Raw genomic sequence first — 24,286 nt, 5'->3', positions numbered from 1 at the left:
TTCTTGAATTTCAACAAAGACGCCCATGCTCCCCCCACCAACTAAGGAGAACACGGGCGTCTAATATTTCTCTTAACCGCAAAGCGGAGCACTTCAGCATACTACGGCTCCCTTCACATGCCGTACATACACCGGTTTCAACACCGAAAGTTCGCTGCTCTGCCGGTTACCGTGCGCACAGCTCCAGCAGCTTCCCGGCATCCAGCGCCGAGGTAGACGGCAGCAGCAGGTCAGCCGCGCTCAGCTGCGCCGCGCTGCCAATGCCTACGGCCTTCATGCCCGCCGCCTTGATCGCGGCGACCCCTGCGGCCGCATCCTCCACGCCGATGCAGTTGCCCGGCGCGGCCCCAAGCAGCTCCGCCGCCTGGAGGAAGATCTCCGGGTCGGGCTTGCCCTTCCGGAGCTCAGCCGGGTCGGCGACCGCCTGGAACCAATGGGCTGCGCCTAGGCGCTCCAGAATCAGCGGCGCATTCAGGCTGGCCGAGGCCAGCCCCGCAGAGATTCCCCGCTCACGCAGGGAATCCAGCAGCTCAGGAATCCCCGGCAGCAGGTCAGCCGGGGTGATGCGGCCGATCATCCCCTTGTAATGATCGTTCTTCTTCTCCGCCAGCCGGAGCTTCTCAGCCTCAGGCAGCAGCGCAAGCTCGCTGTCCTCCAGCACAATCTCCAGCGATTCCATCCGGCTGACGCCCTTCAGCCGTTCATTCTTCTCGCGGCTGAAGGGAATGCCCAGCTCATCCGCGAGTGCCTGCCAGGCCAGATAATGATATTCGGCGGAGTCGGTAATGACGCCGTCGAGATCGAAGATCACCGCCTGAAGGCGGCGCGCAAGCGAGAGAGTCACCGGCTCCTGCGGAAGCAGCCGCATCGGCTGTTCCTTATGCCTGATATCCAGCCCAGTACCTTCCAGCAGGGTATATACTACTGCTTCACGATTAACGTATATGTCCAGCAGCTGCCCGCGTACGGTGATCTTGAAGCGGTAGCTCTCCCACTGCTCCGGCAGGGAAGGGTCAAAGCTCAGCTCCCCCTCATACAGCCGCAACCCTCCAAAACCGTTCACGATCGACATCCACGAGCCGGCCATCGCCGCCATATGCAGCCCGTCCTTGGCGTTGCGGTTAATGTCATCAAGATCCATCCGCACGGTGCGGTCGAAGTAGGCATATGCCCCGGTTAAATCGCCGATCTCAGCAGACATGATGCTGTGAATACAAGGTGACAAGGAGGAGTCGTGGGTGGTTAGCGGCTCATAATAATTATAGTTGCGGATTTTATCCGCCAGGCTGAACTTATTCCCGAGCAGGAACATGGCCATTACGAGATCCGCCTGTTTCAGCACCTGGTGGCGGTAGATCACCAGCGGATGATAATTCAGCAGCAGCGGATATTTATCCGGCGGCGTATGCTCGAAATCCCATTTCTGCTTCGCCAGGAACGTATCATCCTGGGCATAGATGCCGAGATCATCGTCAAAAGGAATAAACATCCTTCCGGCGGCTTCCCTCCAGCCCTCCGCCTCTTCCATGGACAGTCCTATGGCCCGCTGCAGGCGTTCATAGTCAGCAGGATATTCCTGCTGGAGAAGCAGGGCGGTCTCATAGGCATATATGAATTGGTCCTGAACCATAAGATTGGTGTAGGCATTGTTATTCACAATCGCCGTATATTCATCCGGTCCAGTCACAGCATCAATGCAGAAGGCACCTCCGCGCGCGGGGTTGTAGTGACCGAGATCGGCCCAGAAGCGCGAGGTCTCAAACAGAATTTCCGCCCCTTGGGCAACCAGGAATTCCGTATCGCCCGTTGCCAGCACGTATTGCTTCAGCCCGTAGGCAATATCCGCATTGATATGCGCCTGGGCGGTCCCGGCAGGGAAGTAGGCAGAGTTCTCCTCGCCGTCTATCGTCCGCCACGGGTACAGCGCCCCCTTCTGCGACATGACCGCCGCACGTTCCCGCGCCTTGCCGAGCGTAGCATAGCGGAATTCCAGCAGCGCCCGGCTGACTTCAGGCTGCGTGAAGGTGAAGAACGGCAGCATGTACATTTCCGTATCCCAGAAATAATGGCCTTCATAGCCTTCTCCGGTCAAGCCTTTGGCTCCGATATTGGTCGCGCCATCCCGGCCTGCCGATTGCAGCAGCTGAAAAGCATTAAAGCGGATACCCTGCTGCAGCGCCGGGTCGCCCTTGATTTCCACATCCGTATGCGCCCAGAAGGTATCCAGATATTCCTGCTGCTCCCCGGCCAGGCCAGTGAATCCAAGTTCTCCGGCCATCTCCAGCACCCTGTCACTCCGGCCATGCAGCTCCTCCTCCGCGTAATCCTTGGAGGTGTGATAGGTTATATATTTGCTGAGTCTTACGGTCTCACCGCTGCGCACCGCTGCCGCATAACATACCGATATCCGCTGCCCGATCAGCTGGTGGCTCATCTCGCGGCCGGACTTCGCCTGCAGCGCATGGCTGACTGCGGTCAGCAGCGCAAACCGCGTATGCCGTGTCCGCTGCTTCATCCACAGCTTGCGGGCAGCAGCATCGTAGCCGGTATCCTCCAGCAGCAGGCTGGGCTCGGCACTGCCTGCACCCAGCCGCGGATCATCCGTGGCCTCCGGCCGCCGGATCTCCCCGTCCACGGCAGATTCAAACTTCAGCGTGCCGGAGAAGTTCAGCGCGGTCACTGCATAATCGATTGCGGCCAGATGCTTGTGCTCAAGCGACACCATCCGGCGGATCTGAAGCAGCACCCGGTGGCCGGCAGGGGATTCCCACTCCACCTCCCGGTGCAGAATACCGCTCTGCATATCCAGCCGGCGTTCATACCGGTGCACCTTCCCTTGGTCCAGCCGGAAATCATGTCCTTCAATACTGAGTTCGATCTGACGCGCATCAGTCACATTCAGCATCGCCTGATTCCGGGAAGGGAACCCGAAGGCCCCTTCCGGATAGACAATCGGCTCAGAATCATAGAATCCGTTCAGATAGTTCCCGGCTACGGAAGTGCCCGCCTTGCCGTAGTAGCCTTCTTCGAAATTACCACGCATACCGATATATCCGTTGCCGAGCGCGAATACGCTCTCGCTCCGCTGATTATACTCATCCTCGTAGTGTTCCTCACCGAGACTCCACTCGCGGTAAGGATATAATGCCGGCGGATGCTCATAGGGCTTCATCTTCATCTCTGTCTTCTCCTCCTGATTGCGAATTTCTCCTGACCGCCGCATCGGATCTCCGGGGGGACAGACCTCCGCTCTTTACATTGCCGCCGGAAATGGCGGTACTCATGCATACCCGTACCTGCTCTGAGCCACAGGCTCAGCCTTTCACCGATCCGCCCATCAGACCTCTGACGAAATACTTTTGCAGCAGGAAGAAGATCGCCAGCGGCATCAGCATTGAGATAAACGCAGCCGAAGTCAGCAAATGCCAGTCATTGCCGCGTGAGCCGACCAGATCGGCGATCTTCATGGACATCACCTGCACCGACGGCTGGTTGCCGATGAAGATCAGCGACACCAGATAATCATTCCACACCCAGAGGAACTGGAAGATTCCGATGGAGGCGAGCGCAGGCACAGAGAGCGGCAGAATCAGCCTGCTGAAAATGGTAAAGTGGCTGGCCCCGTCAATGAAGGCTGATTCGAACAGGTCCTTCGGCAGCTGGCTGATGAAGTTATACATAAAGTACGTAACCAGCGGCAGGCCGAAGGCCGTGTGCGCCAGCCAGATTCCGAGATAACTGCCATTGAGCCCCAGCGACGTGTAATCCTTCAGTACCGGAATCAGCGCAACCTGTATCGGAATGACCAGCATCGCGATAATGATAACGAACAGCGTCTTGCGGCCAGGAAACCGTAGCCAGGCGAAGGCGTATGCGGCAAAAGAGGCGATCAGCACCGGAATCACCGTAGCCGGAACGGCAATCGTCAGCGTATTCCAGAACGCCTGCGATAATCCGCTGCCCTTCTGCACCGTCTCACTGCCGTCGGCTTCCTTAAGCTTGTATTCCTTACCGGACAGTACATTCTTATAATTATCAAGCGTCAGGTCAGGCGTAGTCTTCCAGCCCTGCTCCTGCATATTGACCGTGCGCGCTCTGCGGTTCTCCCACATCAGGCGGCTGTCATCCGCCTTCACACCTGCTTTGAGCTGATCATCACTGTAGGTTTTGCCGTTCACCTCAATCGGCTGCCGCAGATCCACATCCTTGGACAGCTGCAGCGTTTCGCCGGCCTTCCACTCCTGATGGGGGAAGACCTTCCACCAGCCGGTGTGCAGAATATCCGCAGCCGGACGGAAGGAGGAGGCAAAGAGCCCGAACGTCGGCAGAATCCAGATGAAGCAGATGACGCCCAGTATCAGGTTAACAATGGTTTTGCTGCTTTTTCTTTTCTTTTTGCCGACCATTAGAATCCCCCCTGCTTGCGGAACTGACGCAGATTAATAAGAATAACAGGCAATACCGCGATCAGGAGTACGATAGCAAGTGTTGAGCCGTAACCGAAGTTGCGGTACATGAAGAATTGCCGGTAGAACTGTGTCGCTACTACTTCTGTATCGTATTGACCTCCCGTCATCACCATGACGACGTCAAATATTTTCAATGTAAAGACAATAATGGTTGTGGTTACCGTCAGAATGGTCGAGGAGATAAACGGAATCATGATACCGAAAAAAATCTTCACCTCACCGGCTCCATCCACCCGTGCGGCTTCCAGAATATCGTCAGGAACACCTTTGATGGCTGCAGAGAAGATGACCATGGCAAACCCCGTCTGCATCCAGATCAGGATAATAATGAGGAAGAAATTATTCCAGGGCTGCAGCATACTCGTCCAGGCCTGCGGTTCGCCGCCGAAATAGGTTACGATCGCGTTCAGCAGTCCGATCTGCTCATCGCCCGGCTGATAATAATAGACAAACTTCCAGATCACGCCTGCGGCTACAAAGGATATGGCCATCGGCATGAAAATGATCGATTTGGCGATACGTTCATAACTGCTGCGGTCGGCAAGAATGGCAATAAGCAGCCCGAAGCATACACAGGCCAGTGTCCCCACAAATACCCAGAGCAGATTGTTGCGCAGTGCGGTTGCCAACAGATGATCGCTGAAAATGGCAGCATAGTTGCTGAGTCCGACGAACTTCTCCGAAGAAGCATTGAAGAAGCTTAAGTACAGGGTCCGCAGCGCAGGCAGGATTAACAGCCAGCCGAGGATAATAACCGCGGGTCCGACAAATACGTAGGGCAGCACTTTCCTGCGGATACGATCGGGATATTGCTCAACCGCCCAGGTCAGGGTGTAATAGATCAGATATACCCCCAGTACGCCCCACAGCACGGCAAGCACCGCAGTCAGCAGCGGATTAAGCGTAGAATCGCGGAAAAACAAGAAGATCAGCCCGTTGATCACAATGTTGGCGAGCAGCACTCCCAGCGATAAAAGCACCGCCCGGCCGCTGATTCTCTGCTTGGCCTGCGTACCTGGGGCACCGGCCTCCGGCTTTATTTGTGCATCCATATCAGTTCCTCCTAATAAGTTTTGCGCAGCAAAACTCTCTACATAAGCATTCTTTAACAAGTGGAAACGGCTTTGCCGTCCTTATAAGGACGGTATCGTTTCAGCGCGAAATAGAAGGATAAATTATGGTGTGAAACATATAAATTCTTATATTTCAAGAAAAAGAGGGGCAGGATTCATCACTGCTGCCCTGCCCCTCTTCATCATTTCCGTCCCCCTAAGTCCCGCTTACACGCTCCTTAGTTGTTCCAGCCCGACTGGATTTGCTCCAGCGCCTGATCCAGAGTAGCCGTTCCGCTCACATAGTCGGTCATGCCTTTCCAGAACGTGCCTGCACCCACCTTACCCGGCATCAGGTCAGAGCCGTCAAACCGCAGGGTCGAAGCATCCTGCACCAGCTGCGCCATCCGGCGGTCGGATTCGGACTGGTACCAGTCCAGCGGAGCATCATTCATTGGCGCTACTACACCGCCGGATTGTACCCAGCTCTTGATCGATTCACCGGTAGTGAAGAATTCCATTACTGCACGTACTTCAGGGCGGTCATTGAACATCGCGTAGATGTCGCCTGCTACCAGAACCGGCTTGCCGTATTGCTCATCAATCGGCGGGAGGTAGAACCAGTCATAATCTACATCAACCTTGGCAGTTTCCGGGAAGAAGCTGGTGATGAAGTTCCCCATCAGGTTGAACCAGGCTTTGGGAGGATTCTCGAACATTGGCTTCGGAGCATCCCCGAAAGCCGTGGTTACGATGGATTTAGCGCCGCCGTATACATAATCCTTGTTCAGCCAGATTTTGGACATCACATCTACTGCATTCTTCACTTCAGGAGAAGTGAACGGCAGTTCTCCGGCTACCCACTTGTCATAGTTCTCAGGAGTTGTGGTACGCAACATAATGTTCTCTACCCAGTCGGTGGCTGCCCAGCCGGTAGCCGCGCCGCTCTCAATGCCAATCGCCCAGGCAGGATCACCGTCTTTGGCAATTTGCTCTGTCAGCGCCATCATCTCATCCCAAGTCTGCGGGACCGTGTATCCGGCTTCGTCGAATTGCTTCTTCGGATACCAGACCAGACTCTTCACGTTGCTGCGGTTCCAGATCCCGGCCATAATTTTGCCGTCTTTACCGTCCATGGTGGACATATCCAGCCAGCTCTTATTGTAATTGGCTGTCAGCTTCTCCTGATCCAGCACCCCGGTCAGATCGACTACCTTGCCGGTCTTCGCAATGGAAGCCAGGAGGCCCGGCTGCGGGAAGTCAGCGATATCCGGAGCGTTGCCGCCGTCGACACGGATATTAATCGTAGCTTCGAATTCCTTGGAGCCTTCATATTGAATATCTATGCCTGTTTTTTCTTCAAACTCTTTGATGCTGCTCTCAAATTTCACCTGGTCGGCGTCCACAAACGGGCCGAACATCGTTACCTTAGTCCCTTTATATTCACCTTTCATCGCTAAGTCCAGCGGGCTGCCAGCAGCTGTAGCCTCCGCATTATTTGTCGATTCCTGGTTGTTATCTGCTGCTGTTGCTGCCGGGGCCTCTGTTGCTGCCGGGGCTTCCGTCGGTGCCGCATTATTGTTATTCCCGCCGCATCCGCTGAGCATCATGGTGAAGGATAAACACAGCACCATAGCGAGTGACAGTTTACGTCCTGGAGCCTTCTTCATTGTTTCATACATCCCCTTTAATTGTTTTTAGAGACTGCATTAGGTCAGCTTAATTCCCGGAATGGCTACCGGCTGAGCACTGGACCACCTCCTTGCAAAGCTTTTCAGAGAATGATAATTTGTACAGTTTAATGTCAGGGATTCCTGAGTCAGCAACATTAATATAGCGCTTACATTTCCATAATATCACATGTTGAATGCGTTTCCAATACTGTAAATTCATCTTTTCCAGGGTTTTATTTTTAATTTGAGGTATTTCTGCACCTTTCACCTCTGGCAACCGTATTTTCGGCAGATTTTCGTGTAAACTAAGCGTAATAATTTACATTAATCTGCTGAATTTTGGTGAAAAGCTTTTCAGATTTAGAAAAAGAGACCGCTCTGCCCCTCCACAACCCAGGCCGCAGCGCTTCAATCCTGTCCGCAAGCAGGTTTCATTTCTCACGCGAGGATTCTCTTACAACCAGCTTATGCTCCATCTTTTCTTTCATGACAGCCACAGAGCCGGTCGTTAATAACTCATGCAGCTTCTCCGCAGCCCGGTAACCCAGTTGATAAATCGGCTGTGCGATCGTTGTCAGCTTCGGAATGAACATGCCGGACATCCGCAGATTGTCGAAACCGATCACCGACACCTGACCCGGCACCAGAATATTGCGGTCCTTCAGATAAGAGATCGTTCCCATGGCGAACTCATCGGCCACACAGAATACAGCGGTCAGCTCCGGATAGTCACTGAACAGCTCATGCGATGCCTGATACGCCTGTTCAAAGCGGTGATTGGCGTATTTGACCTTCTCCACATTACGTTCCAAACCGAATTCCTTGAGCGCTCTGACGAATCCGGCAACACGCGGGGGCCCGGACACCGAGTTATCATGATTGAAGCCGATCATTCCGATCTCCTGGTGACCCAGCTCAATCAGGAATTTCACCGCATCATACGCTGCCTTCTCATCATCGACCTCCACCGAAGCCACCTCATACTCATCGGAATGGGAGGAGACCAGCACGAACGGAATTCTGCAGCCTACCAGCTTCTCATAATACTCGGGGTACAGCACATCACTGGCGAACACGACTCCGTCCACCTGCTTCTCATGGAAGGTATCGATATAAGACAGCGTCCGCTCCTTGTCCCGGTCTGTATTGCAGATCATCAGACTGTAGCCGAGCTTAATGCAGGCATCCTGCATCCCCCGGATCACCCCTGCGAAATACAGGTTCTCAATATCGGGAATAAGCAGGCCCAGTGTATAAGACTTCTTGTAAATCAAACCGCGCGCAAACGCATTAGGCTGATACTTCAGCGCTTCTATGGCTTCTATCACCCGGCTGCGTTTACTCTCAACTACTGTGTCCGGCGCATTCATTACACGGGAAACCGTGCTGATGGATACACCGGCCATTCTGGCTACATCTCTGATTGTTGGCTTCATAGCTTCTGACTTCCTTTTTATAAAGATAAGAGTTTAATGCTTACGCAATAAATGTTCCTTATCTTTCTCGCTGAAACGGATACCTGAGCCGATATGTACTATCGCTGCTCCGGAAGCATAGGCTTTCCTGAAGCACAGGATAGCCGTTTCTATTTAGAAAAGCTTTTCAAAGCGATTATAGCAAGGCTCCCGTAAATTGGCAAGATCTTTGTTATACGCTTACATTCCGCTTCCCCCAGAAGAAAATTCTGATAATTAATTCCCTTTATGCTATTCACCAGCTGCGGATTCTGCCTATCTGGCTATTGGACAACGCCCCTTTTTAAACACCTCCGTCCATCTGAAAAGCTTCTCAACTCACTGCTGACCCTTGCTCCCTTACTCTGCAGACCATTATGTAGCTATAGCACATTAATCGCTGTACCTATATGGAGTGACCTTACGTATATAGATCTATCTTGCTGAACAACGCCTGTATATCTGTTGAGAGTAGCGAGTGTGGAATGCACAGCATTTAATTGTATTTCCTGCAGACAACCATTCAAATTACCGGTCAGTCATTGCAGGACTGGCGGAGTATGTCAATGCTTTACACTTAATTCACCAGTAGCAGAGTGGGGACTTCTTAGGAAGCATTGTAGAAACTGCAGACATTGTAGACACTACATAACTGTAGACAAAAATGTTGTACGTTTTACAATTTGGATTGATGGTTAGCCGGGTGATCGGGCGGATTGTTGTACGAAATACAAGAATAATCCTGCTGAACCACTTGAAAAGGGTGAAACGCTGCCTTTTGTCAACAATTTTGGATTAAGACCGGCATGAGGAGGAAAATGTTGTATTTGGTGCAGGATTTTTGCCCCTTCATCCGCAATATCCCCTCTTCCTCCATACCGCTTACTTAAAGTGTGTAAATAATATTATTTCATGTTATAATTGGCGGGTAGATCAATCTATAGCTGCAAATACTGCTTACTGATGCTGAAGCATCCATTATGGGAGGGATTATGGTGAAGCAATTGCACGACATTCCGTTCTCCGTGCTGGATTTAGCCCCTATTCGCGAGGGCGGAACAGCGGCGGATTCATTTCATAACACACTTGATTTAGCACGTCATGCCGAAGAATGGGGATACCACCGTTACTGGCTGGCGGAGCATCATAATATGCCCGGCATTGCCAGCTCTGCCACGTCCCTTGTGATTGGACATGTAGCCGGAGGAACCAAGCGTATCCGCGTCGGCTCGGGAGGCATCATGCTCTCCAACCACGCACCGCTTGTTATCGCCGAGCAGTTCGGCACGCTGGAGTCCTTATATCCCGGACGCATCGATCTTGGCCTCGGCCGGGCCCCCGGCTCCGACCAGGCGGCTGCCAGAGCGCTGCGACGAGGTCTTGGCAGCGACGGCAGCGAATTCCCCGAGCAGCTCAGCGAGCTCCGGGCTTATTTCGACGCTAACGGGGCGGGCGGCCGCCCGCTCGGTGTACGCGCCGTTCCCGGCGAAGGACTGAATATTCCGATCTGGCTGCTTGGCTCCAGCGGCTTCAGTGCCCAGCTTGCGGGCCAGCTCGGTCTGCCGTTTGCTTTTGCCAGCCACTTTGCACCGGATTACCTGCTGCCGGCACTGCATTTGTACCGCAGCAGCTTCAAGCCTTCCGCTGTGCTCGATAAGCCCCATGTCATGATCGGACTGGGAATTACCGCTGCAGATACGGTGGAGGAAGCGCGCAGACTGGCTACCTCACAGCAGCAGCAATTCCTGAATATCATCCGCGGCCGTACCGGCAAGCTCCAGCCTCCGGTGGACAGCCTGGATGGAATCTGGACGCCGCAGGAGAAGGCGATGCTGCTAAGCAAACAGCAATATTCCATTGCCGGCGATCCTTCGCTAATCAAAGAACGGCTGCTGGAGATTCTCGAGGAGACGGCTGCCGACGAATGGATTATTGCATCACAGATTTATGATCACTCCGCACGCCTGCACTCTTATAAGCTGGTATCCGAGCTGCTGCAGGAGCAATAAGCCGATACCGCCCATCAAATAACCGGCCCATTTAACTACACACGGAGAGATCCGTGCATGTAACTTAAATGGGCTATTTGTATGCAAGAAACACCGCTAGTCTCTTCATTTACAGATTAACAATGAACTGTTCTCTATAAAATACTACGTATTCATTAATATCCGGAGAAATAATGAGTGAACAGCAGTAAACTGTAGAAAACAAATTATTATGTGCATCAAACCTTCATTTATACCTCATTTAGACCGATTTCTGTGTTTTTATTTATCTTTAAATTTGATTATACTGTAGTTATTCGTTATAACGAACAAATGCGCAATTTGCATTCTTCAGGTTCGTTCTTTCGGGTACTATCGCCCTGTTTCGTAGTGGTTCTATTAAAAACCACTTTATTTGACATGACATGCGTAATAAGCATGAATTTCGGCGAATCGTGGCTGGAAACTGCAGAATTAGGCGGTTATAGGCTAGGAAATACGGGTTGTAGGCGGACGAGTGAACTAGAAATAGAGTAAAGATGACTTCCCAGAAGAGAGGGGCGGGAATGTGAAAAAGAGCTATCGCGCGTCCTTGCTAGGCGCTTATATTCTAGTTGTTCTGGCTGGTGTCGTATGGCATGCCGGAGGGGCCAGTGCCGAGGACACGATTAAGCTGACCGTGAATTCGCATACGACCAGCACTGCGACCATGAACAACATGCAGCCGGGAGATACTATGGCTTCAGACTATACGGTGATCAACGACGGAAATGACCCGTTTGATTATTCTGTAGACTTCAAATTCCTCTCCGGGGACGCAGAATTGTACAAAATCCTGCAAATGACCCTGCAAAAAGAGGGAGTAATCATCTATACAGGGGTAATGAGCGAGGCAGAAGGCCGGGTGACTATCGGCTCGCTTGAGGGCGCTGCACAAGAGGCCATCCAGATGGACGTGTTATTCCCGCCTGAAGCCGGCAATGAATTTCAGGGGAAGACGGTGAGCGTAGCCTTTGAATTCACCGCTACGGCAGATCCTGCGCCGACTGCTGAGCCTACGTCAACGCCGATACCGACCGCTACACCAGACCCGACAGCTGCGCCTACGTCAACGCCGGTACCGACCGCTACACCAGACCCTACAGCTGGGCCTACGGCAGAACCGACTGCTACGGCAACGCCAGAGGGACCCGGCAGCACGCCAACAGCAACAGCAACACAGGCACCGACGGATCCGCCATCCAGCAGCACGGCACCTGGCCTAACGCCAGCACCATCACCAACCGCTACGGCAACACCGGCAGTTGATGAAGTGACTGTAAGTGAAGCACCGGTACCGCTGGGCGATGGGGATAACAATGTAGGCAGCAGCCCGACTGCTACGCCAGACGCCGGAGCTGTCACCGCCGGCAGTACACCAGCGCCTTCACCGGATAACGGGGTAACCCATACCGATGACGAGCTTCCGCTCGCCGGACCGGATGAGGACGGCAAGCTGCCAGATACCGCTGAACCTTGGTACAATCTGATTCTGGCCAGCATGGCCGTAGCTATTATCAGTCTGATTGCCATTCGCAAGCTGGGATCGAAGAAATAATATTTTACAGAAGGCTGGAGGAGAGAGTATGAAGAAGCGTTCCGGTATATCCATGGCCGTGAAGCTAATCTTCATACTCTCTTTATGCGTCATGCTGTATTCGGCCGTCCAGATCTTCAAAGCTCCCGCAGAAGCCCGGAAAGCCCTGCAAACCTGGGAGAAAAAGAGGGAGGAAGCCCAGTTCCCCACCGCAACAGAGGAAGAGACTCCGCTGCCTGACGGCATGATCAGCCCCCCAGCAGAACAAGGCGGCGTCAACCCCGCATATACGGAGGGGGAGGTTATTGGCGAGATCTATTTTCCCAAGCTGGACAAACGGGTGGCTATTCTGGAGGGGACGGGACGGGCCGCTCTAAAAAAAGGGGCAGGACATGACGAAGGAAGCCCAGCCATAGGCTCCACCGGCAACAGCGTACTGGCAGGACATCGCGACACAGTGTTCCGGAGCCTTGGGGATCTGGATGTGTCCGATATCATTGAACTCGAGACGGCGGACGGGAAGTTCACCTATGAAATCACAGGGAGCAGGATTGTAGACGCAGAAGCACGGGGAGCGATTAAGCCAAGCGAAGAAGCTGTCCTTACCCTGATCACCTGTTATCCCTTCTCCTACGTTGGTTCAGCTCCTGACCGCTATTTGCTCTCAGCCAAACTGATTGCAGGCAAGCCGCTGGTACGGCAGCCGTAAGCAGACATTTCTCTCTTCGGAAGTCCGCACGGGGATGAGACCTCTGGCGGATCGTGATAATATAGACATACGAAGATGAAGAGGAGATGACCTGAATTGAAACAAGAGCTGATCAAGCGTTTTATTTCTTATGCTGAAATGGATACCCAATCGAATGAGGACAGCGAGACCTGCCCTTCCACCCCCGGCCAAATGGTGCTTGCCCATAAGCTGGTAGAGGAGCTGCAGGAGATCGGGCTGACGGAAGTCACAGTGGACGGGCATGGGTATGTAATGGCTTCACTGCCAGCCAACACGGACAAGGATGTTCCGGTAATCGGCTTCCTGGCCCATTTGGATACGGCGACTGATTTCACCGGCACGGATGTGAAGCCGCAGATTATTGAGAACTATGACGGGAACGATATTGTGCTGAATGAGGCGCTGAACGTCGTCCTTACCACACAGAGCTTCCCGGAGCTGAGCGGCTACAAGGGGCATACTCTGATTACCACCGACGGCACTACCCTGCTGGGGGCAGATAACAAGGCTGGTATTGCGGAGATCGTTACGGCGATGGTGTATCTGCTCGCGCATCCGGAGATCAAACACGGCAAGATCAGAGTTGCCTTTACCCCGGATGAAGAAATTGGACGCGGCCCCCATAAGTTCGACGTTGCAGCATTCGGCGCTTCCTATGCCTATACCGTTGATGGCGGCCCGCTCGGAGAGCTGGAGTATGAGAGCTTCAATGCCGCTGCCGCCAAAATCAGCTTCCATGGGGTCAACGTGCATCCCGGTACAGCCAAGGGCAAGATGATCCACTCTTCCAAAATCGCCATGGCCTTCCATCTCCGGCTTCCTGCCGGTGAAGCGCCTGAATTCACGGATGGATACGAAGGCTTTTACCACCTGATCTCCATGCAGGGCAACGCCGAGCACAGCAAGCTGCATTATATCATCCGTGACTTTGACCGCGAGCATTTTGAGAACCGCAAAGCCCATATCGCCGCCATTGTGGATGAATTCAAGTCGACTTACGGAGCAGACAATGTAGTGCTGGAGATGAATGACCAGTATTATAATATGCGTGAAAAAATCGAACCGGTGCGCCACATCGTTGATATTGCCCGGGAAGCGATGGAGGGTCTGGGAATTACTCCGGTGATCCGCCCGATCCGCGGGGGAACTGACGGCTCACAGCTGTCCTACATGGGACTGCCGACACCGAATATCTTCACCGGCGGCGAGAATTTCCACGGCAAATTCGAATACGCCTCTGTAGACGTGATGCTGAAGGCTGTTCAGGTTATCGTAGAGATTGCCCGTCTGGCTGAGCAAAAAGCTTAACTCCTCCCGCATAGCACAAATACCCCCGGTAAAGCGCACCTCGCTTATCCGGGGGTATTTGTGCTGCGCGGAGCTGCTTCCATGGAGTCTTCTCTGGCCCGGCCGCCTGCAGGCTGCAGCTCAGGTCCACTCTGGGCCAGTACCTCCCTGTATCCTTCGCCCCAGTATTTGATACTAAGCAGGCCGGATTCCAGACCCCGGGCCCACTCGGTCAGAGAATACTCTACCTTCTGGGGCACCTGCGGGTACACCTCACGGTGAACCAGACCGTCACGCTCCAGCTCCCGCAGCTGCATGGCCAGCATCCGCTGGGTAATGCCCGGACATAATCTGCGCAGTTCATTGAACCGCTTTGTACCGCTGATTAGATGGTAGAGAAGGACTCCTTTCCATTTACCGCCGATGACCTCAAGCGTCCGCTGAAAAGAAACCATTTCTTCATCACGCCTCATCTCTTCCGCATCGCCGGAACTATCGTTTCTCCCCTGTACATTCATATCTGCAAACTCCTCATTGTAGGATGCTCCGTTAATTAATACGATTGTATCATATATAGATTTCCACGTTTATGCAATATGGCAAAAAACCTCTGGAAGCCTTAAATATAGGCACCCAGAGGTCATGAATAGGTTACAGACGCAGGACAGACACCCTCCTGCTACCTGCTATTTACTGCTTCACCGGCAGCCAGCCCGGCGTATGAATCAGTGCATTCCAGAGCGGGTCCGGGATTACAAGCTCAGCTTGGGCGGAAGGGTCCAGCTCAGTCTTAATCTCAGCTGCACGCCCTTCGGCAACCTTCTGAACCCAGTCCGGTTCAATCAGGAGCGGACGGCCCAGAGCGACCAGGCTGATCCCGCTGTCCAGACCCTTCAGGGCATCAGCAGCGGTATAGAGCGAGCCTACTCCAATTACAGGGGCCTTGCCTCCCACGCGGTCTACAATTTGCTCGATCCGCGGACGGCTATCCTCGGTACCCCGGCGCGGCAACGACCACAGCTCCATCAGGGAAGCATGCAGATAATCAAGCCCTTCCCCTGTCAGTGCATCGATCAGCGCAAAGGTATCGGCCATCGTAATTCCCGGTGTTTCCGGCTCTTCAGGCGAGAAGCGGTACCCTACAAGGAATTCACCCTGTGCATGCCGCTTCACCGCATCCTTGACACTGCGCAGAACAGCCAGCGGGAAGGTCAGGCGCTTCTGCAGATCGCCGCCCCAGCGGTCTTCGCGCCGATTGGAATGCGGGGAGAAGAACTGCTGCAGCAGATAGCCGTTGGCACCGTGAATTTCCACACCATCGAATCCGGCCTCGATCGCCCGGCGTGTAGCTTCTCCGAAATCAGCGATAATTCCGGTAATTTCTTCATCAGTCAGTGCGCGCGGAACCGGTCCTTGCCCGCCGCCCGGAAGTTCCGAAGGTACTTCACTTGCGCTGACCGTCTGTCCGTCAGGCAGCTGTGCCGGAGGGCATTGGCGCCCGCCATGGAAGATCTGCAGAACCGCCTTCGCCCCTTCACCCTTAATGGCCTCGGCCAGCTTGCGCAGGCTCGGAATCAGCCCGTCATGGTCAGCACCGAATTCACCCGGGAAGCCTTTCCCGCCGCGTGATACATATACACAGGCTGTAACAACCATTCCTGCCCCTTTGGATCGGCGGATGTAATAATCAAGCTCCGGCCCTGAGACGGTTCCATCCTCATTCGAGGAGAAATTGGTCATCGGTGCCATCACCACACGGTTCTTCAATTCAATGCCGTTCGCGAACTTAAACGTCTCCAGCAGCGGGCTATATTCTGTCTTCAGCATGATTATCAATCTCCTCCATTTGTCTAAATCTATATGAATTTCATTTCATCGATCTGTTGCGTTCAGGGTCGTCCTTCCAAATGACGTTCTCCCCGTAATTCTTGCCCCAGTCATACATCATGCGCAGCACAGGCATCAGCGTATGCCCATACTCCGTCATGGAGTATTCTACTCTCGGCGGGACCTCAGCATACACCCGCCTGAATACCAGCTGATCTTCCTCCAGCTCACGCAGCTGATTGGTCAGCATTTTCTGGGTAATATGCGGAATCAGCTTCTTCAGCTCGCTGAAGCGTTTGGTCCCTTCCAGACCCAGGTGCCACAATATGATAAGCTTCCATTTGCCGCCGATGACGGCAAGCGTAAGCTCCTTCTCGCAGTTAATTTCCTTCAGATTGATACGGTCTTTAATCTCAGTCGCCAATACAAGTCCCTCCTTTCGTTCCTTAATATCATACTACAATACACCCGGGGACTGCACACCGCCGGAAGACGCCCTGGGGCAGACCCATAAATACGTAACAGACCGCTGGCCTAAGGCCCGCGGTCTGTATGCTGCATAAGGGCCTTGCCCCTGCCATAATAGACAGTGCTGCTGCCCATTCCGGCAGCAGTATCAGTATCAGCTTCAGCAGCGCCACCCCCTGACACGCTTAGAATGCAGCCAGCCTGCCCGGAGGTTCCGGACAGGCTGGCTTTACGTTACGTTATTCCAGATTCGCATGGTTACCGTACATCTTACCGGTGGTCTGCCCCGTTTGCTCCATCATCCGTAGGATGACGGCATCGTAGAATACCAGCAGCGTCTGCTCAAACAAGGAAGCCATCGGCTGGATCGTAGCATAGCTCCCGCCTGTCTGATCCTTGGGCGAGCCCGGCAGCTTGACGATATAATCTGCGAGACGCCCGAGTGACGAATCTGGGGTGACGGTCACGAGCACTATAGCTGCGCCGATCGCCTTGGCTTTCTCCGCCATGGATACCAGCCCCTTAGTCTCGCCGGAGCCGGAGCCCAGCACAAGCACATCGCCGGAGCCGATCCCCGGGGTGACCGTCTCCCCGACGACAAACGCAGCCTGCCCGGCTTGCATCAGCCGCATCGCGAACGCCCGGCCCATCAGTCCGGAGCGGCCGGCACCGGCTACAAAGATCTGCCCGGAGCGCAGCAGCAGCTCCGCCATGACTTCGCCTTCTCCGGCGTTCAGCCCGGAGACCGAGCCCTGCAGCTCCTTCACAATTTCCTGTGCGTAATCCAGCGTATCCATAGCTGCTTAGGCCTGGCTTACAAGGCGCTTCATCTCCGCCGCAGCCGCTCTCTGATCCGCTTCGCCGGTAATCCCGCCGCCCACGATTACCAGATCAGGATTCGCAGCAATCACTTCAGGCAGCGTGCTCAGCTTAATCCCGCCGGCAATCGCTGTTTTCGCTTTTGTAACCACACTCTTAATCGCTCTCAGATCCTCGAAGGAATTCTTGCCTTCTGCCTGATGATCATATCCGGAGTGCACACAGACATAATCAACGCCAAGTGCGTCCACTTCAGCGGCTCTGGTCTTCAGATCCTTTACGTTGATCAGATCAACCAGGATTTCTGCGCCGGTCTTCTTGGCTTCTTCCACCGCGCCGCGGATCGTTGAATCATCGGACACGCCAAGCACGGTAACGATTCCCGCCCCTGCTTCTACAGCCTTCATCACTTCATAGCCGCCGGCATCCATGATTTTGAGATCGGCCAGGACGGTCAGGGCCGGAAAAGCGTCCTTGATCGCTTTTACCGCATGCAAACCTTCATTAATGACAACCGGTGTTCCAATTTCCACGATATCTATAAATTCGGCAACTTCCGCAACAATGGCCTTGGCTCCCGCAATATCCACCAGATCGAGTGCTAGCTGTAATTTCATAGGTTTAGAATCTCCTCGTCGTTAATATATTTTAGTAAGTGATGTACTAAGTTTAGGGATATACTGCCGATAAGGGAAGTAGGCACTTTATTGTGATGTAGTTACCTGAAGGATACTATTGGGCGGGGAAGGGGCTCACTGATGCCTCTTTTTTGAAAAACGAAGGTTGATTTTATTTACGATTTTCTTAAATTCACTGCATTTTCACATAAGCTGTGCTACCATACATTAGATTTACAAATTCTCCAGCGGCAATCCTATTTTATCAACAAGAAGGTGTAAGGTTTATTATGGAAGCAAACAAACCCAAAGAGTTCAATTTAATTAAGCTGACCTGGCCGATTTTCCTCGAGTTGTTCCTGTTTATGCTCATGGGGAGTGTAGATACATTCATGATCAGCTCCGTATCGGATGATGCCGTCTCCGGTGTCGGGGCGGCCAATCAGATTATTGCCATAGCGATTCTCGTGCTCAGTGTTATCGGGAACGGCGCGGCCATTGTCGTGTCGCAGTATCTCGGTTCCAAGCAGCCCAAAGAAGCAGCCAAGGTAACGGGCAATGCCATAACACTCAATCTTGCAGTCGGAATTATTCTGAGTACAATTCTGCTGCTGTTCGGAGGCAGTCTGCTGAGCGCACTGAACGTGACGGGCGATATTCTCATCTACGCCAGATCGTACATAAATATTGTCGGGGGCGGGATCTTCCTCCAGGCACTGCTCAATGCACTGGCTGCCACTATCCGTACACACGGTTTCACGAAACATACGATGATCGTCTCCATGCTGATGAATGTGATCCACGTCGGGGGCAACTATCTGCTGATTTTTGGACATTTCGGACTGCCTGCGCTCGGTGTAGAGGGGGCTGCAATTTCAACGCTTACCAGCCGCCTGATCTGTCTGATCCTCTACTTCCTGCTGCTCTACCGGATTATGGAGGTGCGGGTCAAATGGACCTATTACATTCATCTCTCCAAAAAATATGTGCGGCAGATTCTCAAAATCGGCATTCCGTCCGCATTTGAATCGGTGATCTATCAGTGCTGCCAGCTGGTCTTCACTTTATACATCACCTATCTGGGTGCAGAAGCCATGGCTACCCGCCAATACGCGCTGAACATCTCCAGCTATATCTTCCTCTTCAGCGTAGCCGTATCCATGGGCACCTCGATCATTGTCGGCCATCTCGTGGGCGCAAGGCGGCCTAAGGAAGCTTACTCGCGGGTGTTCTCCAGTGTGAAATGGGCGCTGCTGGTCACCGTAATTATGGATGCGGTTGTCATTCTGTTCCGCGTACCGCTAATGGGCCTGTTCACGGATAATCAAACGATTATAACTATGGGCGCCCAAGTCATCCTGCTCAGCTTCTTCCTTGAGACGGGACGCACCTGCAACCTGGTCATCATCAACTCGCTGCGCGCTTCCGGCGATGCCAAGTTTCCGGTCTACATGGGCCTGATCTCCATGGTCTGCATGAGCCTGCCGCTGGGCTATTTCCTGGTATTCACGCTTGATCTCGGTCTGGCCGGAGTCTGGCTGACCACTGCATTCGATGAATGGGTGCGGGCGGTCATTATGTACTTCCGCTGGAAGAGCAGAGCCTGGGAGAAGCACGGCCTGATCCAGCATGAACCTGCAGAACCGCTGAGCACTGCGCCGGCGCATTAACCTGCGACAACAAACAGGCGGTTCACCCTGATCTCTTCGATTGGGGCGGCCGCCTTTTGAATACATAATCCTATTCATTTGGCAGGAAGAATGAGGAAGACTATGACAACACGTCTGACTGCCTTAATTATCCGGCTCCGCAAATAAGGGATGCCCCGGCCGTGTAATCCGGCTAATTGGCATCCCTTTGTGATAAGGTTGTACGCTTATTAGGTTCCTTTGGCTACAGCTTCTTTATGCTTGGCCGCGAACTGCTCAGGTGTAATCGCTTTGCCGAACAGTGCTTGAATCATATCCAGATGGACCTGGGCGGCGTTCGGCTTCATCTGGATATCAGCAAACAGGGTGATACTGCTCGCATGGTTTAATTCATTCAGCAGTTCGACATACAGCTGCGGCAGCTCTTCATTCGTGGTATCCACTTTGGTCGCCGGAATCACACCTGCACTGGTTACAGACGCCTCCCCCCATTTGTATACGAAATATTCGACAAATGCTTTCGCTGCTTCCTTAACCTTGGAAGCTTCGGCTACGAACAGTCCGACACCCGGTCCTCCGACCCAGCTGTTGATATTGCCCTTTCCGCCTTCCACAGTCGGAAATTTGAAGAACCCTACTTTATCTTTGAAGTCTTGCGGGATCTCCGGATTCGTCGTGAAGTTGGGAAGCTCCCAGGTACCCGTCAGATACATTGCCGCCTTCTCATTCAAGAATTCCGATTTGCCCTCATCATTGGATAGCCCGTTGAAACCGCTGTTGAAGGTGTTCATATCCACCAGCGTCTGCACTTCAGCCGCAGCCCGGACCAGGCCGGGATCATCGAAGTAGCTTGTCCCCTTCGTAGCGCGCTTCAGTGTATCACTGCCGGCGATACGGTCAGCAAGGTACATATACCATAGTGAGCCGGTCCAGCGGTCCTTGTTGCCAAGGGCAACCGGAGCCACGCCATGCTGGGATAACGTTCTTACCGTTTGCTTGAACTCTTCGTAAGTAACAGGCACCTGGAGATTATATTTCGCAAAAATATCCTTGTTATAGTATACCGGTGAAATGTTCAGCTCAATCGGCAGTGCGTAGGTCTTATTATCGACTACATAGGCTTCAGTAGTGCCTGTTACGAATTTACCCTTTAACCGCGTACCATTCAGGATGTCATCCAGCGGAGCGAATAATCCGCCCTTCACATAAGGCTCCATGAAGCCCGCAGCCCAGGTGATTCCTACATCCGGCAGGTCATTCGAGGCAGAGAGCACCTTCAGCTTATTCTTGTACTGTTCATTCTCCAGCACGCCCTGCTGGATAATAATATTAGGATTCTCTTTCTCGTATTCTCCGATGATCTGGCTAACCAGCTTATTCTGCTGGGCGGAGAGGCCGGCCGGCCACAAGTGCATCATATGAATCGTTATTTTTGGGGCCGAAGCATTGGTGGCTGCCTCCGCACTATTATTATCCTGTGTAAAGCTGCAGCCTGTTAGAGCAAGGGCCAATGTAAGTGTCAGGAACAGTCCCTTGGTTATGTTATTCCTCAACATTGCTATAGCCTCCCATATCACATTACGCGGCCTGATGTAATCGCTACCAATCAAATTCTAGCATCGTACCCGGAGGGATATAAGACTACACTTATTGGCTAAAATTCCACATTTAATGGATTTCCTGCGATCCGCCCTTCATCTTATGCCTATAGCGGCTTGGGCTTAACTGTTCCAGCGACTTAAACACCTTAATGAAGTACTTATCCGTCCGATAGCCTACACGCTCCCCGATCTCCCCTATAGAAAGTGTGGTCTGCAGCAGTAATTCCTTAGCCCGCTGAATTCGCAGACGTGCCAAATATTCGCTGAAGGATACTCCGGCCTGCTCCTTGAACAATACGCTGAAGTAGCTGGCATTCAGATGGATGAGTCCCGCTACCTCTGCCATTGTCAGCTGTTCATGCAGGTGCTGCTCCACATAGGCGATCGCATCTTTGACCGGCTGCCCCATTCGTGCCTGATCCGGGTCTATCTCCATCAGCTTATGATCCACCAGCTTCTCCAGCTTCACGTGGCGCTGCTGCTCTTCCTCCCGCTTCAGCGCATCCTCAACCACGGACAGTAACTCGGACTTGTCCAGCGGCTTAAGCAGGTAGTTGACCGCCCCCAGCCGCATAGCCTGCTGCACATAATCAAATTCGGCATAGCCGGATATGACAATAATAACCGGCTTCCAGGCTGTCTCCTGCAGGGAACGGATCAGATCCAGTCCGCTTACTTCGGGCATGCGCACATCTGTAATCAGGAGATGGACCCGCTCCTGCCGCAGCCGCTCGCGCGCTTCAACCCCGTTGTCGCAGGTCTCCACGGCATACCGGCCTGCCGCCCATACTTCCAGCGTCTGCTTGATTCCCTGCCGTGTTCTCGGTTCATCATCCACGATCAGAATCGTCCTATTGCTCAGGCTCATAGGTATATCCTCCATTGCTTGGAATTTCAAAAGTAATAACGGTCCCTTCGGATACCTTGCTCTCAATCATCAGACCCTCTGACTTGATGCCCTCTTCCCCGTAATACAGCTTGAGCCGCCGCTGCACATTCACCAGGCCGACCCCATTGCCTTTGGCGGAGATCGACGGGCCGCCCTCCAGTGTATTGCGCAGCGCCCGCAGAGTATCCTCATCCATGCCGGACCCATTGTCAGATACCTTCACCGAGGTCCAGCCGTTGCGGGGTGATGGCGTGATCATAACCTCCACACTGCCGCTACCGACACGGCTCTCCACTCCATGAAGAATGGCATTCTCCACAATCGGCTGAATCAGCAGCTTGGGTACCGGAACAGCAGCCTCGCTTGGGTCCAGTACAATATCCCAGGACAGGCGCTCGCCCATCCGCATCTCCATGATCTTCAGATAACGCCTGATCTGTTCAACCTCTTCACTAAGTGCAACCCACTCCTCTTTATTATTGGGACGGCCAATAATATAGCGGAACAGCCTGGACATGACTACGACCAATCCGGCCAATTCCTCCTCCCCCTTTTCCTCAAGCGACCAGTTAAAGGCTTCCAAGGTGTTGAACAGAAAATGAGGGTTGATCTGCGCCTGCAACGCTTTGAGCTCAGTCCGGCTCTGTAATACTTCCTTCTCATAGACAACCCGGATCAAATCATTCATATTGGCAACCATACCGTTATAAGTATAATTCAGCTCCCGCAGCTCCATCGTAGATACCTTCTGCGAGTTGGGCGTCAGCACGCCTAAGCGCGATTTGCGCATGGCCCGGATCAGATGAATAATCGGCCTCGTGATCATCGTTGACAATAGAAACGACATAATCAGGAAAAGCAGGGCTCCCAGCCCCCCTGACAGCAGCAGAACCGTCCGCAGCACAGACAACCCCTTGGTGACATAGCTGACAGGGGTCAGCACAAGCAAGGTCCAGCCGGTCTTGTCCGAGCGCAGCTTAACCTGTACATACTCCTTGCCGTGAAAGCTGACCGTCTGGTCCACACTATCCAGCAGCGGCATCAGGTCTGCCTCCGGTGTTCCATTGCTGCCCAGGAGGCGGCCTTCGTCATTCACCAGCAGCACAGACTCGCCTCCGTCACTGCCGGAGATCGGATCATCCAGCTGGAAGTAGCTGCGCTGGATGCGCGCCATCAGATACCCTCCCCGCGAGAACCAGCGGTCCATGAGGCTAACCTGGCGGATAGCCAGCAGACTCTGGCTGTCATGCGGATCGACGCCGATCCAGACCAGCCGCCCTTTCTGGACATTAGCCTCGCTGATATATGGCTCGTTGATTCTCGTCCCCAGACTGCCGTCCTTGATCGGGAAGAGCAGCCGGTAATCGGCAGTATACAGCTCAAGAGATCCTACGCTCGGCATATACGCCTGATAGCTGGAGATAATCTGCTGCAGCGACTGCCGTTGATTGAATGACACTTCATTGCCGTTCAGCTCCTCCAGCAGCAGCTGCTGCACCGTAGGATGATTGGCCACCTGCTCCATCAGGCTGTCAATCTGGCCAATCAGCGCATTCAGCCGTCCGTTCGCCTGAACCGCCGTCTGCTGGATATGCCGCTCGGCATTATTTTTGAGCAGAATAGATACCCGGTCATATACAAACGCCCCTGAAACCAGAAGAATGATTAGCATAACCAGCACAAAGCCGATGAATATTTGATTGCGCAGCGTGTTGAGTTCTTTGAATCTCTGGAGCATCGGAATTCCTTCTTTCCTTGGCAGCGTTTCCAACTCTATTCTCCAAAACTCCCGGAGTTTGTCAAGAGAAAATAGTTGTCCGGCACAGGGCAGCAAAGAGCCCTTAAGCAATGCTCCTTGTTCCAGAGCTGTTTAAGGGCTGCAGCAGAAGGGACTAGATGAACATTATCGGAGTGATCCACTCCCGGTCCAGGGCTATCCACAGTAAGGCCAGCAGGACAGTACCGATGCTGTAGATCAATACTTTCCGTCGGGTGGGCTCCAGGTAAATATCCAGAATAACGACTATAATTCCTATAACAAGCACGGCTGCAAGCAGGACTGGATTGTGATATTTAATATTTACTGCATTCAAGATAACCATAACCAGGGCCAGGAGCCTAAGATATTTGTTCATAGCCACACCACGACCCCCTTGTCGTTGAGACCATTTTCCAATTATGTATCCT

General features: G+C 53.2%; 19 protein-coding genes. 5 read left to right on the top strand and 14 right to left on the bottom strand.

Features of this window, described 5'->3' with window-relative positions:
- Positions 1–166: 166 nt before the first annotated feature.
- The 5 genes from pgmB to MKZ24_RS06150 form a co-directional block, all read right to left on the bottom strand.
- Positions 167–3,178, bottom strand: a complete 3,012-nt coding sequence (pgmB, locus tag MKZ24_RS06170; protein ID WP_340781724.1) for a beta-phosphoglucomutase — start codon at positions 3,176–3,178, stop codon at positions 167–169.
- Between the two features lie 136 nt (positions 3,179–3,314).
- Positions 3,315–4,406: a carbohydrate ABC transporter permease gene (locus MKZ24_RS06165; protein WP_340781723.1), complete on the bottom strand. Its 1,092-nt coding sequence runs from the start codon at positions 4,404–4,406 to the stop codon at positions 3,315–3,317.
- Positions 4,406–5,521: a carbohydrate ABC transporter permease gene (locus tag MKZ24_RS06160; RefSeq protein ID WP_340781722.1), complete on the bottom strand. Its 1,116-nt coding sequence runs from the start codon at positions 5,519–5,521 to the stop codon at positions 4,406–4,408. The genes MKZ24_RS06165 and MKZ24_RS06160 overlap by 1 nt, the downstream gene beginning before the upstream one ends.
- Positions 5,522–5,760: 239 nt before the next feature.
- On the bottom strand, positions 5,761–7,191 hold the full coding sequence (locus tag MKZ24_RS06155) for an ABC transporter substrate-binding protein (protein WP_340781721.1): 1,431 nt from the start codon (positions 7,189–7,191) through the stop codon (positions 5,761–5,763).
- A gap of 434 nt (positions 7,192–7,625) precedes the next feature.
- Complete coding sequence (locus MKZ24_RS06150) at positions 7,626–8,630, bottom strand: LacI family DNA-binding transcriptional regulator (RefSeq protein ID WP_340781720.1); 1,005 nt, start codon at positions 8,628–8,630, stop codon at positions 7,626–7,628.
- 1,010 nt (positions 8,631–9,640) lie between these two features.
- Here MKZ24_RS06150 and MKZ24_RS06145 point away from each other — a divergent pair.
- The 4 genes from MKZ24_RS06145 (at position 9,641) to pepT (ending at position 14,250) form a co-directional block, all read left to right on the top strand.
- Positions 9,641–10,657: an LLM class flavin-dependent oxidoreductase gene (locus MKZ24_RS06145; RefSeq protein ID WP_171719127.1), complete on the top strand. Its 1,017-nt coding sequence runs from the start codon at positions 9,641–9,643 to the stop codon at positions 10,655–10,657.
- Positions 10,658–11,204: 547 nt separating this feature from the next.
- Positions 11,205–12,233 carry a hypothetical protein gene (locus MKZ24_RS06140; protein ID WP_340781719.1) on the top strand — a complete coding sequence of 343 codons (1,029 nt, stop codon included), beginning with the start codon at positions 11,205–11,207 and terminating at the stop codon, positions 12,231–12,233.
- A gap of 28 nt (positions 12,234–12,261) precedes the next feature.
- Entirely contained in the window at positions 12,262–12,921 is a 660-nt protein-coding gene (locus tag MKZ24_RS06135) for a sortase (protein ID WP_340781718.1), read from the top strand.
- 96 nt (positions 12,922–13,017) lie between these two features.
- On the top strand, positions 13,018–14,250 hold the full coding sequence (gene pepT, locus MKZ24_RS06130; protein WP_340781717.1) for a peptidase T: 1,233 nt from the start codon (positions 13,018–13,020) through the stop codon (positions 14,248–14,250).
- 44 nt (positions 14,251–14,294) lie between these two features.
- Here pepT and MKZ24_RS06125 read toward each other — a convergent pair whose 3' ends face one another.
- From MKZ24_RS06125 to hxlA, 5 genes are all read right to left on the bottom strand, one after another.
- Positions 14,295–14,702: a winged helix-turn-helix transcriptional regulator gene (locus MKZ24_RS06125; protein WP_340790069.1), complete on the bottom strand. Its 408-nt coding sequence runs from the start codon at positions 14,700–14,702 to the stop codon at positions 14,295–14,297.
- A 217-nt stretch (positions 14,703–14,919) separates the two neighbouring features.
- Positions 14,920–16,056: an NADH-dependent flavin oxidoreductase gene (locus tag MKZ24_RS06120; RefSeq protein WP_340781715.1), complete on the bottom strand. Its 1,137-nt coding sequence runs from the start codon at positions 16,054–16,056 to the stop codon at positions 14,920–14,922.
- A 40-nt stretch (positions 16,057–16,096) separates the two neighbouring features.
- A complete protein-coding gene (locus MKZ24_RS06115; RefSeq protein ID WP_042240661.1) occupies positions 16,097–16,480 on the bottom strand; it encodes a winged helix-turn-helix transcriptional regulator in 384 nt (127 codons plus the stop codon).
- A gap of 283 nt (positions 16,481–16,763) precedes the next feature.
- Complete coding sequence (gene hxlB, locus MKZ24_RS06110) at positions 16,764–17,321, bottom strand: 6-phospho-3-hexuloisomerase (RefSeq protein WP_042240663.1); 558 nt, start codon at positions 17,319–17,321, stop codon at positions 16,764–16,766.
- 6 nt (positions 17,322–17,327) lie between these two features.
- Entirely contained in the window at positions 17,328–17,960 is a 633-nt protein-coding gene (gene hxlA / locus MKZ24_RS06105) for a 3-hexulose-6-phosphate synthase (protein WP_042240666.1), read from the bottom strand.
- 290 nt (positions 17,961–18,250) lie between these two features.
- Between hxlA and MKZ24_RS06100 the strand changes: the two genes are divergently transcribed.
- Positions 18,251–19,630, top strand: a complete 1,380-nt coding sequence (locus MKZ24_RS06100) for an MATE family efflux transporter (protein WP_340781713.1) — start codon at positions 18,251–18,253, stop codon at positions 19,628–19,630.
- Between the two features lie 209 nt (positions 19,631–19,839).
- Here the strand turns inward: MKZ24_RS06100 and MKZ24_RS06095 are convergent, their stop codons facing one another.
- The 4 genes from MKZ24_RS06095 to MKZ24_RS06080 form a co-directional block, all read right to left on the bottom strand.
- Positions 19,840–21,165 (bottom strand): extracellular solute-binding protein, encoded by a 1,326-nt coding sequence (locus tag MKZ24_RS06095; protein ID WP_042240672.1) that lies wholly within the window; start codon positions 21,163–21,165, stop codon positions 19,840–19,842.
- 112 nt (positions 21,166–21,277) lie between these two features.
- On the bottom strand, positions 21,278–22,078 hold the full coding sequence (locus MKZ24_RS06090) for a response regulator transcription factor (protein ID WP_042240676.1): 801 nt from the start codon (positions 22,076–22,078) through the stop codon (positions 21,278–21,280).
- Positions 22,062–23,837 (bottom strand): cache domain-containing sensor histidine kinase, encoded by a 1,776-nt coding sequence (locus MKZ24_RS06085; RefSeq protein WP_340781712.1) that lies wholly within the window; start codon positions 23,835–23,837, stop codon positions 22,062–22,064. Before MKZ24_RS06085 ends, MKZ24_RS06090 begins: the two co-directional genes overlap by 17 nt.
- Before the next feature lie 154 nt (positions 23,838–23,991).
- Positions 23,992–24,240 carry a hypothetical protein gene (locus tag MKZ24_RS06080; RefSeq protein ID WP_042240679.1) on the bottom strand — a complete coding sequence of 83 codons (249 nt, stop codon included), beginning with the start codon at positions 24,238–24,240 and terminating at the stop codon, positions 23,992–23,994.
- Between the last annotated feature and the right edge of the window lie 46 nt (positions 24,241–24,286).

Source organism: Paenibacillus sp. FSL R7-0297 (assembly GCF_038009025.1).
GTDB lineage: Bacteria > Bacillota > Bacilli > Paenibacillales > Paenibacillaceae > Paenibacillus_AQ.
The sequence above is the reverse complement of the archived record's forward strand: the minus strand, read 5'-3'. Positions and strand labels throughout refer to the sequence as shown.

What these genes read in the sequence shown, in the direction of transcription:
- hxlB (WP_042240663.1), bottom strand. Translation starts at nt 17,321, where the DNA reads ATGGATACGCTGGATTACGCACAGGAAATTGTGAAGGAGCTGCAGGGC.
- MKZ24_RS06145 (WP_171719127.1), top strand. Translation starts at nt 9,641, where the DNA reads ATGGTGAAGCAATTGCACGACATTCCGTTCTCCGTGCTGGATTTAGCC.
- MKZ24_RS06155 (WP_340781721.1), bottom strand. Translation starts at nt 7,191, where the DNA reads ATGAAGAAGGCTCCAGGACGTAAACTGTCACTCGCTATGGTGCTGTGT.
- MKZ24_RS06120 (WP_340781715.1), bottom strand. Translation starts at nt 16,056, where the DNA reads ATGCTGAAGACAGAATATAGCCCGCTGCTGGAGACGTTTAAGTTCGCG.
- MKZ24_RS06095 (WP_042240672.1), bottom strand. Translation starts at nt 21,165, where the DNA reads ATGTTGAGGAATAACATAACCAAGGGACTGTTCCTGACACTTACATTG.
- MKZ24_RS06100 (WP_340781713.1), top strand. Translation starts at nt 18,251, where the DNA reads ATGGAAGCAAACAAACCCAAAGAGTTCAATTTAATTAAGCTGACCTGG.
- hxlA (WP_042240666.1), bottom strand. Translation starts at nt 17,960, where the DNA reads ATGAAATTACAGCTAGCACTCGATCTGGTGGATATTGCGGGAGCCAAG.
- pgmB (WP_340781724.1), bottom strand. Translation starts at nt 3,178, where the DNA reads ATGAAGATGAAGCCCTATGAGCATCCGCCGGCATTATATCCTTACCGC.
- MKZ24_RS06085 (WP_340781712.1), bottom strand. Translation starts at nt 23,837, where the DNA reads ATGCTCCAGAGATTCAAAGAACTCAACACGCTGCGCAATCAAATATTC.
- MKZ24_RS06165 (WP_340781723.1), bottom strand. Translation starts at nt 4,406, where the DNA reads ATGGTCGGCAAAAAGAAAAGAAAAAGCAGCAAAACCATTGTTAACCTG.
- MKZ24_RS06090 (WP_042240676.1), bottom strand. Translation starts at nt 22,078, where the DNA reads ATGAGCCTGAGCAATAGGACGATTCTGATCGTGGATGATGAACCGAGA.
- MKZ24_RS06150 (WP_340781720.1), bottom strand. Translation starts at nt 8,630, where the DNA reads ATGAAGCCAACAATCAGAGATGTAGCCAGAATGGCCGGTGTATCCATC.
- MKZ24_RS06160 (WP_340781722.1), bottom strand. Translation starts at nt 5,521, where the DNA reads ATGGATGCACAAATAAAGCCGGAGGCCGGTGCCCCAGGTACGCAGGCC.
- MKZ24_RS06135 (WP_340781718.1), top strand. Translation starts at nt 12,262, where the DNA reads ATGAAGAAGCGTTCCGGTATATCCATGGCCGTGAAGCTAATCTTCATA.
- MKZ24_RS06125 (WP_340790069.1), bottom strand. Translation starts at nt 14,702, where the DNA reads ATGAGGCGTGATGAAGAAATGGTTTCTTTTCAGCGGACGCTTGAGGTC.